The sequence below is a fragment of the Flavobacterium sp. LHD-85 genome (assembly GCF_030929595.1).
Classification (GTDB): domain Bacteria; phylum Bacteroidota; class Bacteroidia; order Flavobacteriales; family Flavobacteriaceae; genus Flavobacterium.
This window is the reverse complement of sequence record NZ_JAVFVR010000006.1, coordinates 44,131-59,371: the sequence shown is the minus strand read 5'-3', so window position 1 is coordinate 59,371 and position 15,241 is coordinate 44,131. Positions and strand designations below refer to the sequence as shown.

Sequence of the window (15,241 nt, the reverse complement as noted above, 5' to 3'; positions counted from 1 at the left end):
GTTATGAATTTGACTAATTTTAATGCAAATGAAGAGTTTTTTGTAGATATGCAACGCTGCATTGGCTGTAAAGCTTGTGAAATGGCCTGCGCTGAATGTGAAACCAATGGACAGCAAACTTTAATAAGCGTAAATTATGTAGACCGTTCATCGACAATACAAACTACTGTTCAGGTTTGTATGCATTGCGAAGATCCTGTATGCGCAAATGTATGTCCAGCAGATGCAATTTCGCAAGATGAATTTGGTGTTGTACATACCGCAAGCACAGAAAGATGCATAGGGTGTTCAAACTGCGTGATGGCTTGTCCTTTTGGCGTACCAAAAAAAGTAGAAGAATACGATCTCATGATGAAATGCACCATGTGTTACGATAGGACGAGCGTTGGCAAAAAACCAATGTGCGCAACAGTTTGCCCTAGTGGCGCTTTATTTTATGGCACAAGAGAACAAATTGAAGAAATAAGACCAAATAGTACGCCAATTAATAATTTCATCTTTGGCAAAGAAAAAGTAAAAACAAAGGTCAATATTATGATGCCAAAAGGAAGTAATGAATTAAGAATATATTAAATCTAAATCCATGTCAAAAGAAGATAATTTAAATAAAAACTGGAAAAAAGATTTCCCCATAAAAAAACAGGAATCAACTCAGGTCAGCCGACGCGATTTTGCTAAATTCCTGACTTTTGTTTCCGGCGGATTAATGGTAGGAAGCGGATTTGTAACCGCAAAAGCCTTTTTATTACCAAAAGAAGATGTGCAAGGTGAACATTTTATCTGCAATAAAGAAGATGTTCCTGTGGGAGGAACTAGAGGTTTTGTTTTAGAAGGAAGTACAATTCCTTATATTTTAATTCACTTAGAAAGTGGCGAGTTTAGAGCTTACGAACAAAAATGCACGCATCTTTCCTGTTCCGTATTTTACAAACCCGGAACCGGAATCATACATTGTCCTTGCCACGAAGGTTCATTTGATGCCATGACAGGCGATGTACTTGCTGGCCCTCCGCCAAGAGCTTTACCGCAGTTAGAGGTTGTGTTTAAAGAAAATGCTGTTTTTGTTAAAGCATTAATCGAAAAAAAAGACAGCTAGATTGTATAATTTAAATTTATAGATATGAGTACTTTTAGACGAAGCCAGAATCGCGCTAATCCTAACAAGCTGAATAATATACTTTCGACACTTATTTTTATTTTAATTTTAAATGTAAGTATTCAAATCTGGCTTTTGTATGCCTCATTAAATAATGCTTTAGATAATAATAAAGAAATATTAATTCCCGCCTTTATAGCTTCTGCAATACTATTTTTTATTGGTTTTGCATGGTTGTATTATCTTCCAAAAGGAAATTTTAAAAGAAAGTAAATCAAACTCTTCAACCTTAAAAAGCTATTTGATTTTTTCTCCTTGTATTTAAAAGAATTAAGCTAAATTTATATTTTAAAAAAAAATAAATACTTAATTGATTTAACTAAGTAAAAATACTTATATTTGTAATAAGTATTTCTTGCTTGTAAAAATAACAAGAATGATTAAAGTAGAAGATGCAATAGCAATTATTGAGGCGAATAGCAAAAAAATGCCCACAAAGGTAATTTCGGTAAGTAAGTCCTTAGGGTATGTTTTGGCAAAGAAAGTAATTTCGCCAATAGATATGCCCCCGTTTCGTCAGTCTGCTATGGATGGATATGCATTTATTCACAGCATTCGGCATCAGTATGACGTTGTTGGGATTTCTCAGGCTGGAGATCATTCAAATACAAAGCTGAAATCAACTGAAGCAATCAGAATATTTACCGGTGCTTATGTACCCGATGACGCTGATACGGTAGTGATGCAGGAACATGTAATGGCCAATAAAGATTCAATTTTGATTGCCACAATGCCTGAAAAGTTATCAAATGTTCGTCCGAAAGGGGAACAGATTGCTAAAGATGAGGTCGTTTTTGAAGCCAATACTTTAATTACTCCAGCAGGGATTGGATTTTTGGCAAGTCTGGGAATTGCAGAAATTGAAGTTTATAAAAAGCCCAAAGTGGCCATTTTAGTAACAGGAAATGAACTAGTGCAGCCGGGCAAAAAATTAAAAAAAGGAAAAATTTTCGAAAGTAATTCAGTTATGCTTCAAGCTGCACTGCAAACTATCGGAATACAAAAAACAAAAAATTACAGAGTAAAAGATAATTTAAAAGCGACTAAAAAAGCATTAAAAAGTATTCTGAAAGAAAATGATATTGTTTTAATTTCAGGAGGTATTTCAGTAGGAGATTACGATTTTGTCAAAGAAGCATTATTGCAGAATGGTGTTAAAGAGCTTTTTTATAAAATTAATCAAAAGCCAGGAAAACCTATGTTTTTTGGATCTAAAGATGAGACAATGGTTTTTGCATTACCTGGTAATCCAGCGTCATCGTTAACAAACTTTTATATTTATGTGCAGCCAGCGATAAAAAATAAAGTAGGTTTTTCTGAAATTCATAAAACAAAAGTAATTCGAAAGCTAAATTCTGAAATTAAAAATAGCACAGGAAAAACATTGTTTCTAAAAGCAAAATACGACGAAACGAATGTTACAGTTTTAGACGGGCAAAGTTCTGCAATGCTTAATACTTTTGCTGTAGCCAACAGTTTATTAATTGTTCCTGAAAATGTCGAAGAATACAAAAAAGGAGAATTGGTAACATTATTGCCAATTGATTAGAATTTTAGAAAGAAAATAGAATAAAGAGTATAGAGAATTGATTTTTGGTATTAAGGATGTAAGGCAGTGTGTAATATAAAACATATTGTAAAAAACTTGAAACCTGAAACTTGAAACAAAAACAAACAATGAACCTATTAAGTTCCGAAAATATAGTATTATTCAGTTTTGCCTTAATTGTAATTGCATTTTTATATTCAAGCGTTGGGCACGGCGGAGCTTCGGGATATTTGGCATTAATGAGCATTTTTGCTTTCCCGGTTTCGGTTATGAAACCATCGGCTTTATTGTTGAATTTGTTTGTTTCGAGTATTTCGTTTTTGTTTTATTATAAGAATAATTATTTCAAGCCAAAGCTCTTTTATCCGTTTGCAATTGCGTCGATTCCGGCAGCGTTTGTTGGTGGTTTTATTACTTTAGACAATGCGATTTATAAAATTGTTTTAGGAATTGTGCTGGTTTTTGCGGCGCTGAGGTTGTTTGGAGTATTTAATTTTAAAGAAAAAGAAGAGGTAAAAATAAATCTTCCGTTTGCTCTTACAATTGGCTTTACCATCGGATTATTATCTGGAATGCTGGGAATTGGTGGAGGAATTATTCTAAGTCCAATTTTATTGTTTTTAGGATGGGCTTCGGTAAAAGAATCGGCAGCGATTTCGAGTTTATTCATTTTTGTAAACTCTTTCGCTGGAATGTTAGGATTTTTTTTAGGAGGAAAAACAATCCCGATGGAAAGTTTTTACTTAGTTCCAATTGCGGTTGTAGGAGGAATGTTAGGAGGATTTTACGGAAGTGGTTCTTTTTCTAACAGAACATTAAAAATGGTATTAGGAACAGTGATTTTAATGGCAAGCGTTAAATTGATTTTTCCTTGAAAATATTAAATTAGAATTGACCGCAAAGTACACAAGGTTTTGTAAAAGCGGTTTATAGAAATAGTAAAATTAAGTTCCCAAAGCTTTGCGGACTTAATTAAAAGCATAGCATACTAAATGTGTAAAAAAACTTAGCGCACTTTGCGGTAAAATTTTTTCACATTTCAACCTGAAATAAAAAAATAATCATGGAAACACTAACAGTATTTATTCTTTGCGGAGGAAAAAGCACCAGAATGCAGTCAGAAAAAGGATTGGTTTTGTTTCAAGATAAGCCATTTATTGAGCATATCATTCAGGCGATTTTACCCATAACAGATCAAATTAAACTGATTACGGCATCAAAAGAATATGATTATTTGGAATACGAAAAAATTCCAGATTTAATTGTAGATAAAGGTCCACTGGGCGGAATTTACACTGCATTATCGTATTCTGAAACAGAATTCAATTTGATTTTAAGCTGTGATATTCCGTTAATTTCGACCGAATTATTACAGGAATTAATTTCAAAACATACACAAGAAGCTGGAATTACAGTTTTTGCATCAGAAAGTAAAACACATCCTTTAATAGGGATTTATTCAAAAAGTATCGTTCCCGTTATTAAAGAAGCAATTGATTCGAATGAATTAAAAATGATGGATTTGCTAGCGAAATTACCGCATCAGATTATCAACATAGAAGAAAGCGAGAACTTTCATTTAACCAATATTAATTCGGCTGACGAGTTAAACGACCTGAATATCAATTTAACTTAAAAGACTATGCGAAATTTAAAAACACCAAAATTAACGATTGTAGGCGCAGGTCCAGGCGACGTTGAATTGATCACGCTAAAAGCTATTAAGGCTTTAGAAAGCGCCGATGTAGTTTTGTATGATGCTTTGGTAAACGAAGAATTACTAGCATATGCATCAAATGCAGAAATTGTTTTTGTGGGAAAACGTTTGGGTTGCCATGCTTATACACAAGACCAGATAAACGAATTGATTGTTTCAATGGCAAAAACTCACGGACATGTAGTTCGTTTAAAAGGAGGTGATCCGTTTGTTTTTGGAAGGGGAAGTGAAGAAATTGAATTTGCAGAAGATTTTGGAATAGAAACAGCTATTGTTCCTGGAATTTCATCGGCTTTAGGAGTTCCTGCTTCGGTAGGAATTAGTTTGACACAGCGCAAAGTGGCTGAAAGTTTCTGGGTTATCACTGGAACAACTTCATCTCATGAATTGTCGAAAGATGTCCATTTGGCTTCAAAATCGGCAGCGACTGTTGTGATTTTAATGGGAATGCATAAATTAGACGAAATCATTTTGATTTATCAAGAAAATAGAAATGATGATCTGCCAATTGCGATTATTCAAAACGGAACGAAAAACTCAGAACAAAAAGTAATTGGAACTATCAATACAATTACTAAATTGGTAACAGAAAAAAATATATCATCACCAGCCATTATCGTGATTGGTGAAGTAGTAAGAAATACATCGAGTTGGATTTCGTATTTTCAAGAACACTTTGAAGACGAATTCATTTTCCAAAATTTAAATTTATAAAAATGATAGAAGTTAAGTATTTTGGAGCTGTTGCTGAAAAAACAAAATGTGAATTCGAAAAACTATCTTTTTCTGAAGAATTGTCATTGCAAAAATTGTTGCAGGATTTAAATGGAAAATATGATTTCGAATCACTGACTTTCAGTGTTGCAGTAAATCAGAAAATAGTTTCTAAAATTTCAGATTATACTTTACAGACTTGCGATATTGTGGCTTTATTGCCGCCATTTGCGGGAGGTTAATTAAAAAATAATGAAAGAATCAACACGATATAACCGACAGACAATTCTTCCTGAAATAGGAGAGGAAGGCCAGTATAAATTATCGAAAGCGAAAGTTTTGGTGATTGGTGCGGGTGGTTTGGGTGCCGCAGTTTTGCCTTATTTGGCTGGTGCGGGAGTTGGCGAAATTGGAATTGTTGATGAAGATGTAATTGATGTTTCGAATCTTCATCGTCAGGTTATTTATAAAACTTCGGCTGTTGGAAAATCCAAAGCTATAGAAGCTAAAACGATGATTTCAGAATTAAATCCAGAAATAAAAATTAAGGCTTTCTCTGAAAAATTATCCGGAATTAATGCACTTTCATTATTTGAAAAATACGATATCATTGTTGACGCAACAGATAATATTTCGATTAAATATTTAATTAATGATGCTTGTCTTGTAACCAATAAACCAATGGTTTATGGGTCAATTTTTAGATTTCAGGGGCAAGTTTCAGTTTTTAATTATCAAAATGGACCAACATATCGATGTTTGTATCCAGATGAGAATTCAAATGCTTTAAATTGTGAAGATGCAGGGGTAATTGGAATTTCTGTTGGAATTATTGGAATGTTTCAGGCCAATGAAGTCATAAAAATGATTCTCGGAATTGGAGAAGTTTTAAGTGGAAAAATATTGGTTTACAATGTTTTAAAGAATGAACAGCAGAAATACGATTTTGAAAAGAATTCAAATCTTGAAATAACAAAAGAGGATTTTGAACGAAAATATAATTCAGATGAAAATCAAATAGAAGAAATAAAATTTGAACTTCTTTTGGATGAAATAGAAAACAATGAGGTTCTTTTTTTAGATGTTCGAAATGAAGATGAAGCGCCAAAAATCAAATTGAAAAATAGCATTCAAATTCCGCTGATTCATTTAGAAAATGAAATAAAAAAGCTAAATAAAAACCAGCAGATTTATATTTTCTGTCAATCTGGAATTAGAAGTAAAATAGCAGTCGAATTGCTTCAAAAGCATCAATTTAAAAATATTAAAAGTATTGCTGGAGGTGCTTTGGCAATGAAGCAGTTATTAGCAACAGAGATAAATTTATAGCCACAGATTTTAAGGATTAAAAAGGATTATAAGTTAGCATGTCACCCTGAGCGAAGTCGAAGGGCGTTCCAATTGGACGTGGGCTTCGACTTCGCTCAGCCTGACAAAAGAAAAAAAATTTTAAAATTCGTGAATTGCTTCGCCTATTCGCTATCGCTCGGGTCGTGGCTATCAAAAAAACATAAAAAATGAGTAAAAATGTATTTGTAGAAGGACCGATTTCTCCAGAATTTATTGCTGAATCGATCGCCAAACACCAATCCAAACATACGATTGGAGCGCATAATATTTTTCTGGGACAAGTTCGTGCCGATGTGATTCACGATAATACTGTCGTAGCAATTGATTATTCGGCATATAAAGACATGGCGAATGAAGCGTTGTACGCAATTCGAGAAAAAGCTTTCGCTAAATTCGATTTAACCTGCATGCACATTTACCATAGTTTGGGCGTTGTAAAAGCAGGCGAAATCTGTTTGTTTGTTTTTGTTTCGGCAACACGTCGCAAACAGGTTTATGAAGCTACTGAAGCGATTGTGAACTGGATCAAAACTGATGTGCCGATTTTTGGCAAAGAAATGTTTGAAAACGATACATTCACTTGGAAACAAAATACCTAAGAAACTATAATGGTAGATATTACGCATAAAATAAGCACTTTAAGAGTAGCAACCGCAACGGCAATTGTCAAAGTCAGCAAGCAGGAAACAATTGATGCTGTTGTCAATAATTTAGTGCCAAAAGGAAACGTGTTTGAAATGGCTAAAACGGCTGGACTGTTTGCGGTAAAAAATACGCATTTGTCCATTCCAGATTGTCATCCGCTTCCAATTGAATTTACTTCTGTAGAATACAATATCGAAGGTTTAGATATTCATATTATTTTCAAAGTAAAAACCGTTTACAAAACGGGAGTTGAGGTTGAAGCCATGCATGGCGCATCAATTGTGGCATTGACCATGTACGATATGCTAAAACCGATTGATAAAGAAATCGAAATTTCAACAATTAAATTAATCAATAAAGAAGGCGGAAAATCGTCTTTCAAAAATAAATTCCCGAATGTAATCAAAGCAGCAGTTTTCGTTTGTTCTGATTCGATTTTTGCAGGAGACAAAGAAGATCGTTCTGGTAAAACGATTGTAGAAAAACTGGATTCATACGGAGTTGAAACTTCTCATTACGAAATTATTCCAGACGAATTAGATATTATTCAGGAAAAAACGAAGACTTTCGCCAGAGAAAATCAGTTGGTGATTTTTACAGGCGGAACAGGTTTATCACCAAGAGACGTTACGCCAGAAGCTTTAGAACCATTATTAGAAAGTAGAATTCCTGGAATCGAAGAAGCCATTCGAAGTTATGGCCAGCAAAGAATGCCGTATGCAATGCTTTCCAGAAGTGTAGCGGGAACTTTAGGGAAAAGTCTGGTTTTGGCTTTGCCGGGTTCAACAAACGGAGTAAGAGAATCGATGGACGCTGTTTTCCCTCATTTACTACACGTTTTTCATATTTTAAAAGGAAAAAATCATGACAGCCTCTAACACTATTTTGACGGATGGTTTTGGGCGCAAACATAATTATTTGCGCATTTCGCTGCTGGAAAAATGCAACCTGCGTTGTACGTATTGTATGCCAGCGGATGGAATCGCATTATCTCCAAAAGCCAGTTTAATGACGGCTGATGAGATTTTTGCAATTGCTGAAACTTTCGTGAAAAATGGTGTTGATAAAATAAGATTAACGGGCGGTGAACCTTTGCTGAGAAAAGATTTTCCAGAAATAGTTTCTAAACTATCGCAGCTAGATATTTCACTTTCCATTACCACAAATGGAATTTTAATTGATCGTCATATTGAGGTTTTAAAGCAATTTAATGTCAAAAAAATCAATTTGAGTTTAGATACTTTGGTTTCATCTAAATTTCATACGATAACGCTTAGAAATCAGTTTGAGAAAGTAATTGATAATCTGCATTTGCTTTTGAATCATGATTTTCACGTAAAAGTAAATGTCGTTTTGATGAAAGGCTTCAATGATAACGAAATTGTTGATTTTGTAAAATTAACGCAGTTTCTGCCTATTTCTGTTCGTTTTATCGAATTCATGCCATTTGCTGGAAACGAGTGGGACAGAAGCAAAATGGTTTCGCAGCAAGAAATTTTATCTTTAGTTGGAGCTCAATTTTCTTCAGAAGAAATTCTGAAATTAGAAGATGAAAAAAACTTTACTTCTCGAAACCATAAAATAAAAGGTTTTCAAGGTGATTTCGGAATCATAAGTTCTATAACAAACCCGTTTTGTGACAGCTGCAACCGCATCCGCTTGACGGCTGACGGAAAAATAAAAAACTGCCTTTTCTCTAATTCAGAAACGGACTTATTAACTGCTTATAGAAACGGAGAATCTATTACGGATTTGATTTCAGAATCAATTCTGAGTAAAAAGAAAGTTCGCGCTGGAATGGTTACGATGAATGAAATGGACGATCCTAAAAAACATTTTGACAATCGAAGTATGATAGCGATTGGGGGGTAATGTTAATTGTGAATGGTTAATTGTAAATTGTGAATGAGTTACTTTATAAATAATTAAGCTTCTTGTGATAACACAAAGTTTGTCTGGCTGAGCGGAGTCGAAGCCTAATTCGCATAGTTTGTCATTGCGAGAAATGAAGCAATCACAGGACTATTTGCAACGTTGCTTTTGTTAGTGCGGTTGCTTCATTCCTCGCAATGACTTACTGCTGTGAATAAAAAAAGGTTTAACTTTTTCAAAGTCAAACCTTTCTTAGAATATTATTTTTTCTTCTTAGCCTTTGCCTTTTTTTGAGCTTTAGCTTTTTTCTCCGCAATTTTCTTAGCTTTCGCTTTCTCTTTCGCTTTTTTAGCCTTTTCTTTTTTCTTTTCTGCTGCTTTTAGTTTTGCTTTTTTCGCTTTTTCTAACTTTTTAATAACAGCTTTAATCGCTTTTTCCCTTTTCTTTTCTTTCTCTTTTTTGGCTTTCAGTTTAGCTTTAAGCTTTGACTTTATATCGTTTTTCTCTTTGCCAATTTTTTCAACAGTTACAACAGGTTTGTTTTCTGCAACATCATTAGTCTTAATTTCTACAATTTCAGAAATTATAGCTTCTTTTTTCGCAGGGGGTGTTGCTGTTTTTTTTACAGTTGCGCTCGGAGTTGTTTTAGAAGCTGCTCTTACAGGTGTTTTTGCAGCAGTTTTGACAGTCGCAGCAGGTGCTTTTGCAGTCGCCGTTCTAGTACTGGCTGTTTTTGCTGCTGGTGTCTTTGCAGTAGTTGGTTTTACGGCTGTTCTAGTAGTCCTTTTAATTGTTGTCTTAGTTTCTGGTTGTATCTCTGTAGTGCTTTCTACAGCTGTTTCTGCCGGAATATCCGTAGCTTTTTCGGCAGAAGATGGTGTTGTTCTTTTTATCATAACAGTATTTTTTATTGAATAAATAGATCTTAACCAAGTGGTTTTAAAGCTTTTGAAGTATCATGCTTTAATGTAAATTCTTAGTTAAGTTAAATATACGCAATTTTTGAATACAGAAATAATAGAACTCGCTAATTTTCAACGGCTTCTAAAATTCTAAAATTACTTTTTGGCGCTTCACAAAGAGAACAGCAATAATTTTCAGGTAGATTTTCAAATAAAATACCTTTTGGAACTCCTTGCGTTTCGTCTCCGTATTCTGAATTATAAAGCGTTAAGCACTCTTGGCATTGATAAATGTCTAACTGTGGTTTTTCTTTTTTTTGCGGATTTTCAGTTGTCTTGGAAGTCGAATTTCCGAGTTCATCGAAATATTTTCGGCTTAACTCAATTAAAATTGTTGGAAGCTCTAGTTTATCAATATCTTGTGAATGCACGATATATTCGCGAGTATTCGGATCGAAATTTTTTGCGAACAATACATTATAGGTATCTCTGATTTTAATCGATTCTAAAGCTGCCGGAAGTTCATTTTTTTCGATAACAATCGAAGTAAAATAATGTCCATCGCGATTGTATTCTGAAATCCCGAAATTCAATCCGTAAGTACTGATATCAAATTGATCTAAAGTTCGAACCAAGAAAGTTTTAAGATTTAAAGCCCATTCCATTGCAACTGGCAAATGCCAGTTTAATTCTAATAGCGAATGGCGAACGTTAATACCGCGTTTTCCTAAGAATTTTTCCCATTCCAGTTTTCGATCTTTTGGAATTCCTTTGATAATGAAAGATTTCCAAGGCGTAATGCATATTTTTCCGATTTTGCATTCAAAACACAGATCACACATTTCTTTCAAGAAATCTAAATCGTATAAATTGTTTCTCCAGTATAATCCAAGCCAATATTGATCAATTCCCATTCTATTCATTCCTTCGTAATAAGGAAATGGATAAAATGGAATATTTAATGGTTTGTCGATTGTTCGATTGTTAGTATCTAAAGCTTCACTTACCAAAGCGAAAAGTGTTTCAATATCAACTGAATCTTCTTCGGATATTTTTTCGATTTCGTAATAAATTTTAGCTAAATCCCAGCTGTAAAGCAAAACAGGATAAACTTCTATTTTTTCCCATTTTGGAAGACGAATGTATAAGTACCAATAATCTTCGTGCTCTGAAGCTATAAAGTTTAAATGTCCTGTAAACAAAGGAACTAATTGCTGCTTCGGATCGGTTATGTTGACTTTAAGTTTTGGCTGTTCTTTAAATTCTTCTAAAATATACAAAAAACGATTTCCAGTTAGCCAATTAGTATTTCTGAAAATGTCTGTTGAAACATAAGAAGATACAATATTGTTACCGCTTTTTTGATCGGGATAAACAAAATGATGTTTTCCTAAAGTGGTTTTATCCAAAGATTTAAATCCTTTAGGAAAAATAATATCCTGTCTGGAACCAAACGAAATCGAATCCAATCCTTCTTCCAAAGCAATATTTACAACTTCTTGCAATTCCCCTGGCGAAATAACGCCTCCTTTTACTATTAATCTTGTTAGTTCCATTTTTTTTCAGTTTTCAGTTTTCAGTTTTCAGTTTCAGTTTTCAGTCTCAGTTTTCAGTCTCAGTCTTGATCACAGTATAAACTGAAAACTGCGACTGCGACTGAAAACTATTTACACTTCGCAAGAATCTCTTTAACTTCTGTTTTGCAGCTTCCGCACCCTAAACCAGCACCTGTATTTTTACATAAATCCGTAAAATCATTTACACCACTTTTAATCGTTTCTTCGATGTTTCCAGCTCCGACTTGACTGCACGAGCAGACTAATTTTCCTAAAACCGGTTTTGCATTTGAACTTCCTCTTAAAAGCGTATTTCGTTTATCAGATAATTCGATTTTGCTTTCAATCATCGTTTTAAATTCAGCAAATTCGTTTTTATCTCCCATTAAAATTGCGCCAACCAAAAGATCATCTTTGACAATACATTTTTTGTAATAACGTTTTTTCAAATCAGCAAAAACAATTTCTTCATACGAATCGTCATTTTCTGGAATATTAATATCGCCAATGCTGCAAAGGTTAATGTCTTCTAATTTTAGAATGTTCATTAAAATCGAACCTTTGTAATAACTGCTAATATCGCCCGCTAGAAAGTTTGCCAGAATATCAGCTTGTTCTTCAGCGGCAGAAGTAATTCCGAATAATTGATTGTCAAATTCTGCTATTTCTCCAATCGCAAAAATATCTGGATTTGAAGTCTGTAAATATTGATTTACTCTTACACCGCGACCGCATGAAAGTCCGCTTTCGCGAGCAATTTCGATATTCGGAATAGTTCCAATGGTATATACAATTGCATTTGCTGTAATGATTTTTCCGCTTTTTAAAGCAATCTCAATTTCATTCGGATTATCGGTTTCAAAAACGGTGCTGACCTCATTATCAAAATAAATCTGAATGTCACGAAGCTGTACTTCTTCGGCCAATAATTTGCTTGAAATTAAATCCAATTGACGCTCCATTAAGCGAGAAGCTCTTTGAACGATCGTGGTTTTTACTTTTTTATGTTTTAATGCGGCAGCCAATTCTAACCCTAACAATCCGCCGCCGATAATGACAACATGCTGTTCTTCTGGCGGAAGATTAGTGTTGTCTAAGTGTTTTTTCAAACGATCAGCATCTTCTTTTCTTCTAACGGTAAAACGGCCAGGAAGATGAAGCTGTGCATTTTCTGGAACGAAAGGACGGCTTCCGGTTGCCATGATCAAAGAATCGAAAGTGTGAATTTCGCCTTGGCTATCTATAATTGTTTTTTGTTTTGGATCTAATTTTTCAATTGCCACTCCAGCTTTCATTGTGATTTTCAACTTACTGAAAGCTTCTCCGTCTTTTACTTTCAAAAGTTGTTCCCAGCTGAATTCTCCCGTCATGTATTCTGGAAGCAAAACTCTATTATAAAACGGATTCATTTCATTAGAAAAAACAATAATTTCATCGGTTGAATTGAATTCGCGATAGTTTTGGATGAATCGGAAAGAAGCCGCTCCAGCGCCAATAATCGCAATTTTCTGAAATGGTTTTACATATTTTTTTATCGAAACGGTTGTGAACTTAAAATCAGGTTCTTTTGAAATTGGATCGACAACAGTATTCGTTAAATTATTTGTTCTGTTTAAATCATTTTCGAGTTGTTTTCCCCAGTGCATCGGCAGAAAAACGACTTTTTCTTTGATTGAATCTGTAACTTTTGCTTTTACACGAACTTCTCCGTTTTTACTGCTTACGGTAACAATATCACCATTTTTAATATCGTTTTTAAAAGCATCAATCGGATTTATTTCTAAAACTGGACTTGGGATATGCGTTAACAAACGTGAAACTTTTCCAGTCTTTGTCATCGTATGCCATTGATCGCGAATTCTTCCAGTTGTCAAAATAAAAGGGAATTCGTCATTTGGCTGTACCGACGTGTTTTCGATAGAAACGGGCAGATTAAAAATCGCTTTTCCAGAAGGCGTATAGAATTTTTTGTCTGTAAATAATCTCGGAGTTCCTGGGTGATTATAATCAGGAACTGGCCATTGAAAAGTGCCCTCAGTTTTTAAACGATTATAATTTAAAAATGAAATATCAATATTGGTATTTTTGGTAAGTGCACAATGTTCTTTGTAAATTTCTTCGGCACTGTTGAAATTGAATCCATTGAAATTCATTTTTTTAGCAAAACGAATTAAAATTTCAATATCTGGAAGTGCTTCTCCTGGCGTGTTGATTCCTTTTGGCAGATAAGAGATACGACGTTCCGAATTGGTCATCGTTCCTTCTTTTTCTAGCCAACCCGCAGCAGGCAACAATAAATCGGCAAATTTGGCTGTATCAGCATTATGCGAAATGTCTTGAACGACTACAAATTTAGCATTTTGAAGCGCTTTTTCAGCCCTGCGTGAATCTGGCAAACTTACTAACGGATTGGTGCAGATAATCCAAACGGCTTTCATTTTTCCAGATTCTAAGGCTTCAAACATTTCTGTGGCGGTTAAGCCCGGTTTATCTGAAATCTCATCGACACCCCAAAAATCCGCTACTTCTTTTCGATGTGTTGGGTTTGCAATATCTTTATGTGCGGCCAAAAGCGTTGCCATTCCGCCCACTTCTCGTCCGCCCATTGCGTTAGGCTGACCTGTTAATGAAAATGGTCCAGAACCAGGTTTTCCAACTTGTCCAGTCAGTAAAGATAAATTCAGCAAAGCTGTATTTTTATCAACACCAACAGCACTTTGATTTAATCCCATCGCCCAAAGCGAGATAAAGCCTTTTGCTTTACCAATAATATCGGCGGCAAGTTTGATATCGTTTACCGAAATTCCGCAAAGTTTAGAAGCTTTTTCAAGAGAAGTTCCTAAAACTAAGTCTTTATATTGTTTGAAATTCTCAGCGTGGTTTTTTACAAAATCATGATCGACGTGGCCTTTTTCGATAATTCGTCTCGCAATCGCATGATATAAAATAATATCCGAACCGGGAATAATCTGCAAATGTAAATCGGCGAAAGCAGCAGTATCTGTTCGTCTAGGATCGATGCAAATTATTTTTGTTTTCGGATTTCTCTCTTTGTGTTTCTCTAATCTTCTAAAAAGAATAGGGTGGCACCAAGCAGGATTTGCTCCCGTAATTAAAAAAGTGTCTGCCAATTCAATATCATCATAAGCAATTGGCACAGAATCTTCTCCGAAAGTTTTTTTATACCCGACAACCGCAGAACTCATACAAAGTCTTGAATTGGTGTCGATATTGTTAGTTTTTAAAAAACCTTTAACGAGTTTGTTTACCAGATAATATTCTTCTGTTAGACATTGTCCAGAAATATAAAATCCAACACTATCGGGACCATGTTTTTTTATGATAGAAGAAAAAACCGCAGCGGCTCGATCGAGAGCAGTATCCCAGCTAACACGTTCTAATGGATAATTTTTGCTTCCGCGCATTTCTGGATATAAAATCCTGTCAGATGTATCATTTACTACGTAATGCAAGTTCATTCCTTTAGAACATAACATTCCTTTGTTTACAGGATGATCTTTGTCGCCTTCGACCATTACGCCATTTTTAGCATCGTTGGTCACGATTATACCACAGCCGACGCCGCAGTAGGAACAGGTAGTTTTGATCTTAGTAGTTTGCATTTAGTGTTCTATTTAGAGATACTACTTTTATTGAATGTTATGACTTTAGATAAGTACTTATGCAAAAATAAGTACTTTTTACGTATTAATACTTAATTTTTGAATTTATTTTTTTATTTTTGATGAAAATAAATGAGGAACAACAAATTAGTTTTTA

General features: G+C 34.5%; 15 protein-coding genes. 12 read left to right on the top strand and 3 right to left on the bottom strand.

What is annotated here, in order from left to right; all coding sequences use genetic code 11:
• Positions 1–3: 3 nt before the first annotated feature.
• From RB618_RS11970 to moaA, 12 genes are all read left to right on the top strand, one after another.
• Positions 4–573 (top strand): 4Fe-4S dicluster domain-containing protein, encoded by a 570-nt coding sequence (locus tag RB618_RS11970; RefSeq protein WP_308068927.1) that lies wholly within the window; start codon positions 4–6, stop codon positions 571–573.
• Positions 574–583: 10 nt separating this feature from the next.
• Entirely contained in the window at positions 584–1,096 is a 513-nt protein-coding gene (locus tag RB618_RS11965) for a Rieske (2Fe-2S) protein (RefSeq protein ID WP_308068926.1), read from the top strand.
• A gap of 24 nt (positions 1,097–1,120) precedes the next feature.
• Positions 1,121–1,369, top strand: a complete 249-nt coding sequence (locus RB618_RS11960) for a DUF6755 family protein (protein WP_308068925.1) — start codon at positions 1,121–1,123, stop codon at positions 1,367–1,369.
• A gap of 163 nt (positions 1,370–1,532) precedes the next feature.
• Positions 1,533–2,705, top strand: coding sequence for a gephyrin-like molybdotransferase Glp (gene glp, locus RB618_RS11955; RefSeq protein ID WP_308068924.1), 1,173 nt, complete (start codon positions 1,533–1,535; stop codon positions 2,703–2,705).
• Positions 2,706–2,833: 128 nt separating this feature from the next.
• Positions 2,834–3,580, top strand: coding sequence for a sulfite exporter TauE/SafE family protein (locus tag RB618_RS11950; RefSeq protein WP_308068923.1), 747 nt, complete (start codon positions 2,834–2,836; stop codon positions 3,578–3,580).
• 188 nt (positions 3,581–3,768) lie between these two features.
• Positions 3,769–4,341 (top strand): molybdenum cofactor guanylyltransferase, encoded by a 573-nt coding sequence (locus tag RB618_RS11945; RefSeq protein ID WP_308068922.1) that lies wholly within the window; start codon positions 3,769–3,771, stop codon positions 4,339–4,341.
• Between the two features lie 6 nt (positions 4,342–4,347).
• Positions 4,348–5,136, top strand: coding sequence for a uroporphyrinogen-III C-methyltransferase (gene cobA, locus RB618_RS11940; RefSeq protein ID WP_308068921.1), 789 nt, complete (start codon positions 4,348–4,350; stop codon positions 5,134–5,136).
• A 2-nt stretch (positions 5,137–5,138) separates the two neighbouring features.
• Complete coding sequence (locus RB618_RS11935) at positions 5,139–5,378, top strand: MoaD/ThiS family protein (protein WP_308068920.1); 240 nt, start codon at positions 5,139–5,141, stop codon at positions 5,376–5,378.
• 10 nt (positions 5,379–5,388) lie between these two features.
• Entirely contained in the window at positions 5,389–6,465 is a 1,077-nt protein-coding gene (locus RB618_RS11930; RefSeq protein WP_308068919.1) for a HesA/MoeB/ThiF family protein, read from the top strand.
• A 188-nt stretch (positions 6,466–6,653) separates the two neighbouring features.
• Positions 6,654–7,085: a molybdenum cofactor biosynthesis protein MoaE gene (locus RB618_RS11925; protein WP_066034044.1), complete on the top strand. Its 432-nt coding sequence runs from the start codon at positions 6,654–6,656 to the stop codon at positions 7,083–7,085.
• 9 nt (positions 7,086–7,094) lie between these two features.
• Positions 7,095–8,009 (top strand): bifunctional molybdenum cofactor biosynthesis protein MoaC/MoaB, encoded by a 915-nt coding sequence (gene moaCB, locus RB618_RS11920; protein WP_308068918.1) that lies wholly within the window; start codon positions 7,095–7,097, stop codon positions 8,007–8,009.
• Positions 7,996–9,003, top strand: a complete 1,008-nt coding sequence (moaA, locus tag RB618_RS11915; RefSeq protein WP_308068917.1) for a GTP 3',8-cyclase MoaA — start codon at positions 7,996–7,998, stop codon at positions 9,001–9,003. Before moaCB ends, moaA begins: the two co-directional genes overlap by 14 nt.
• 260 nt (positions 9,004–9,263) lie before the next feature.
• Here the strand turns inward: moaA and RB618_RS11910 are convergent, their stop codons facing one another.
• From RB618_RS11910 to RB618_RS11900, 3 genes are all read right to left on the bottom strand, one after another.
• Positions 9,264–9,899: a hypothetical protein gene (locus RB618_RS11910; protein ID WP_308068916.1), complete on the bottom strand. Its 636-nt coding sequence runs from the start codon at positions 9,897–9,899 to the stop codon at positions 9,264–9,266.
• A gap of 131 nt (positions 9,900–10,030) precedes the next feature.
• Positions 10,031–11,461, bottom strand: coding sequence for a rubredoxin (locus RB618_RS11905; RefSeq protein WP_308068915.1), 1,431 nt, complete (start codon positions 11,459–11,461; stop codon positions 10,031–10,033).
• Positions 11,462–11,568: 107 nt separating this feature from the next.
• Entirely contained in the window at positions 11,569–15,084 is a 3,516-nt protein-coding gene (locus tag RB618_RS11900; protein ID WP_308068914.1) for a molybdopterin-dependent oxidoreductase, read from the bottom strand.
• Positions 15,085–15,241 lie beyond the last annotated feature (157 nt).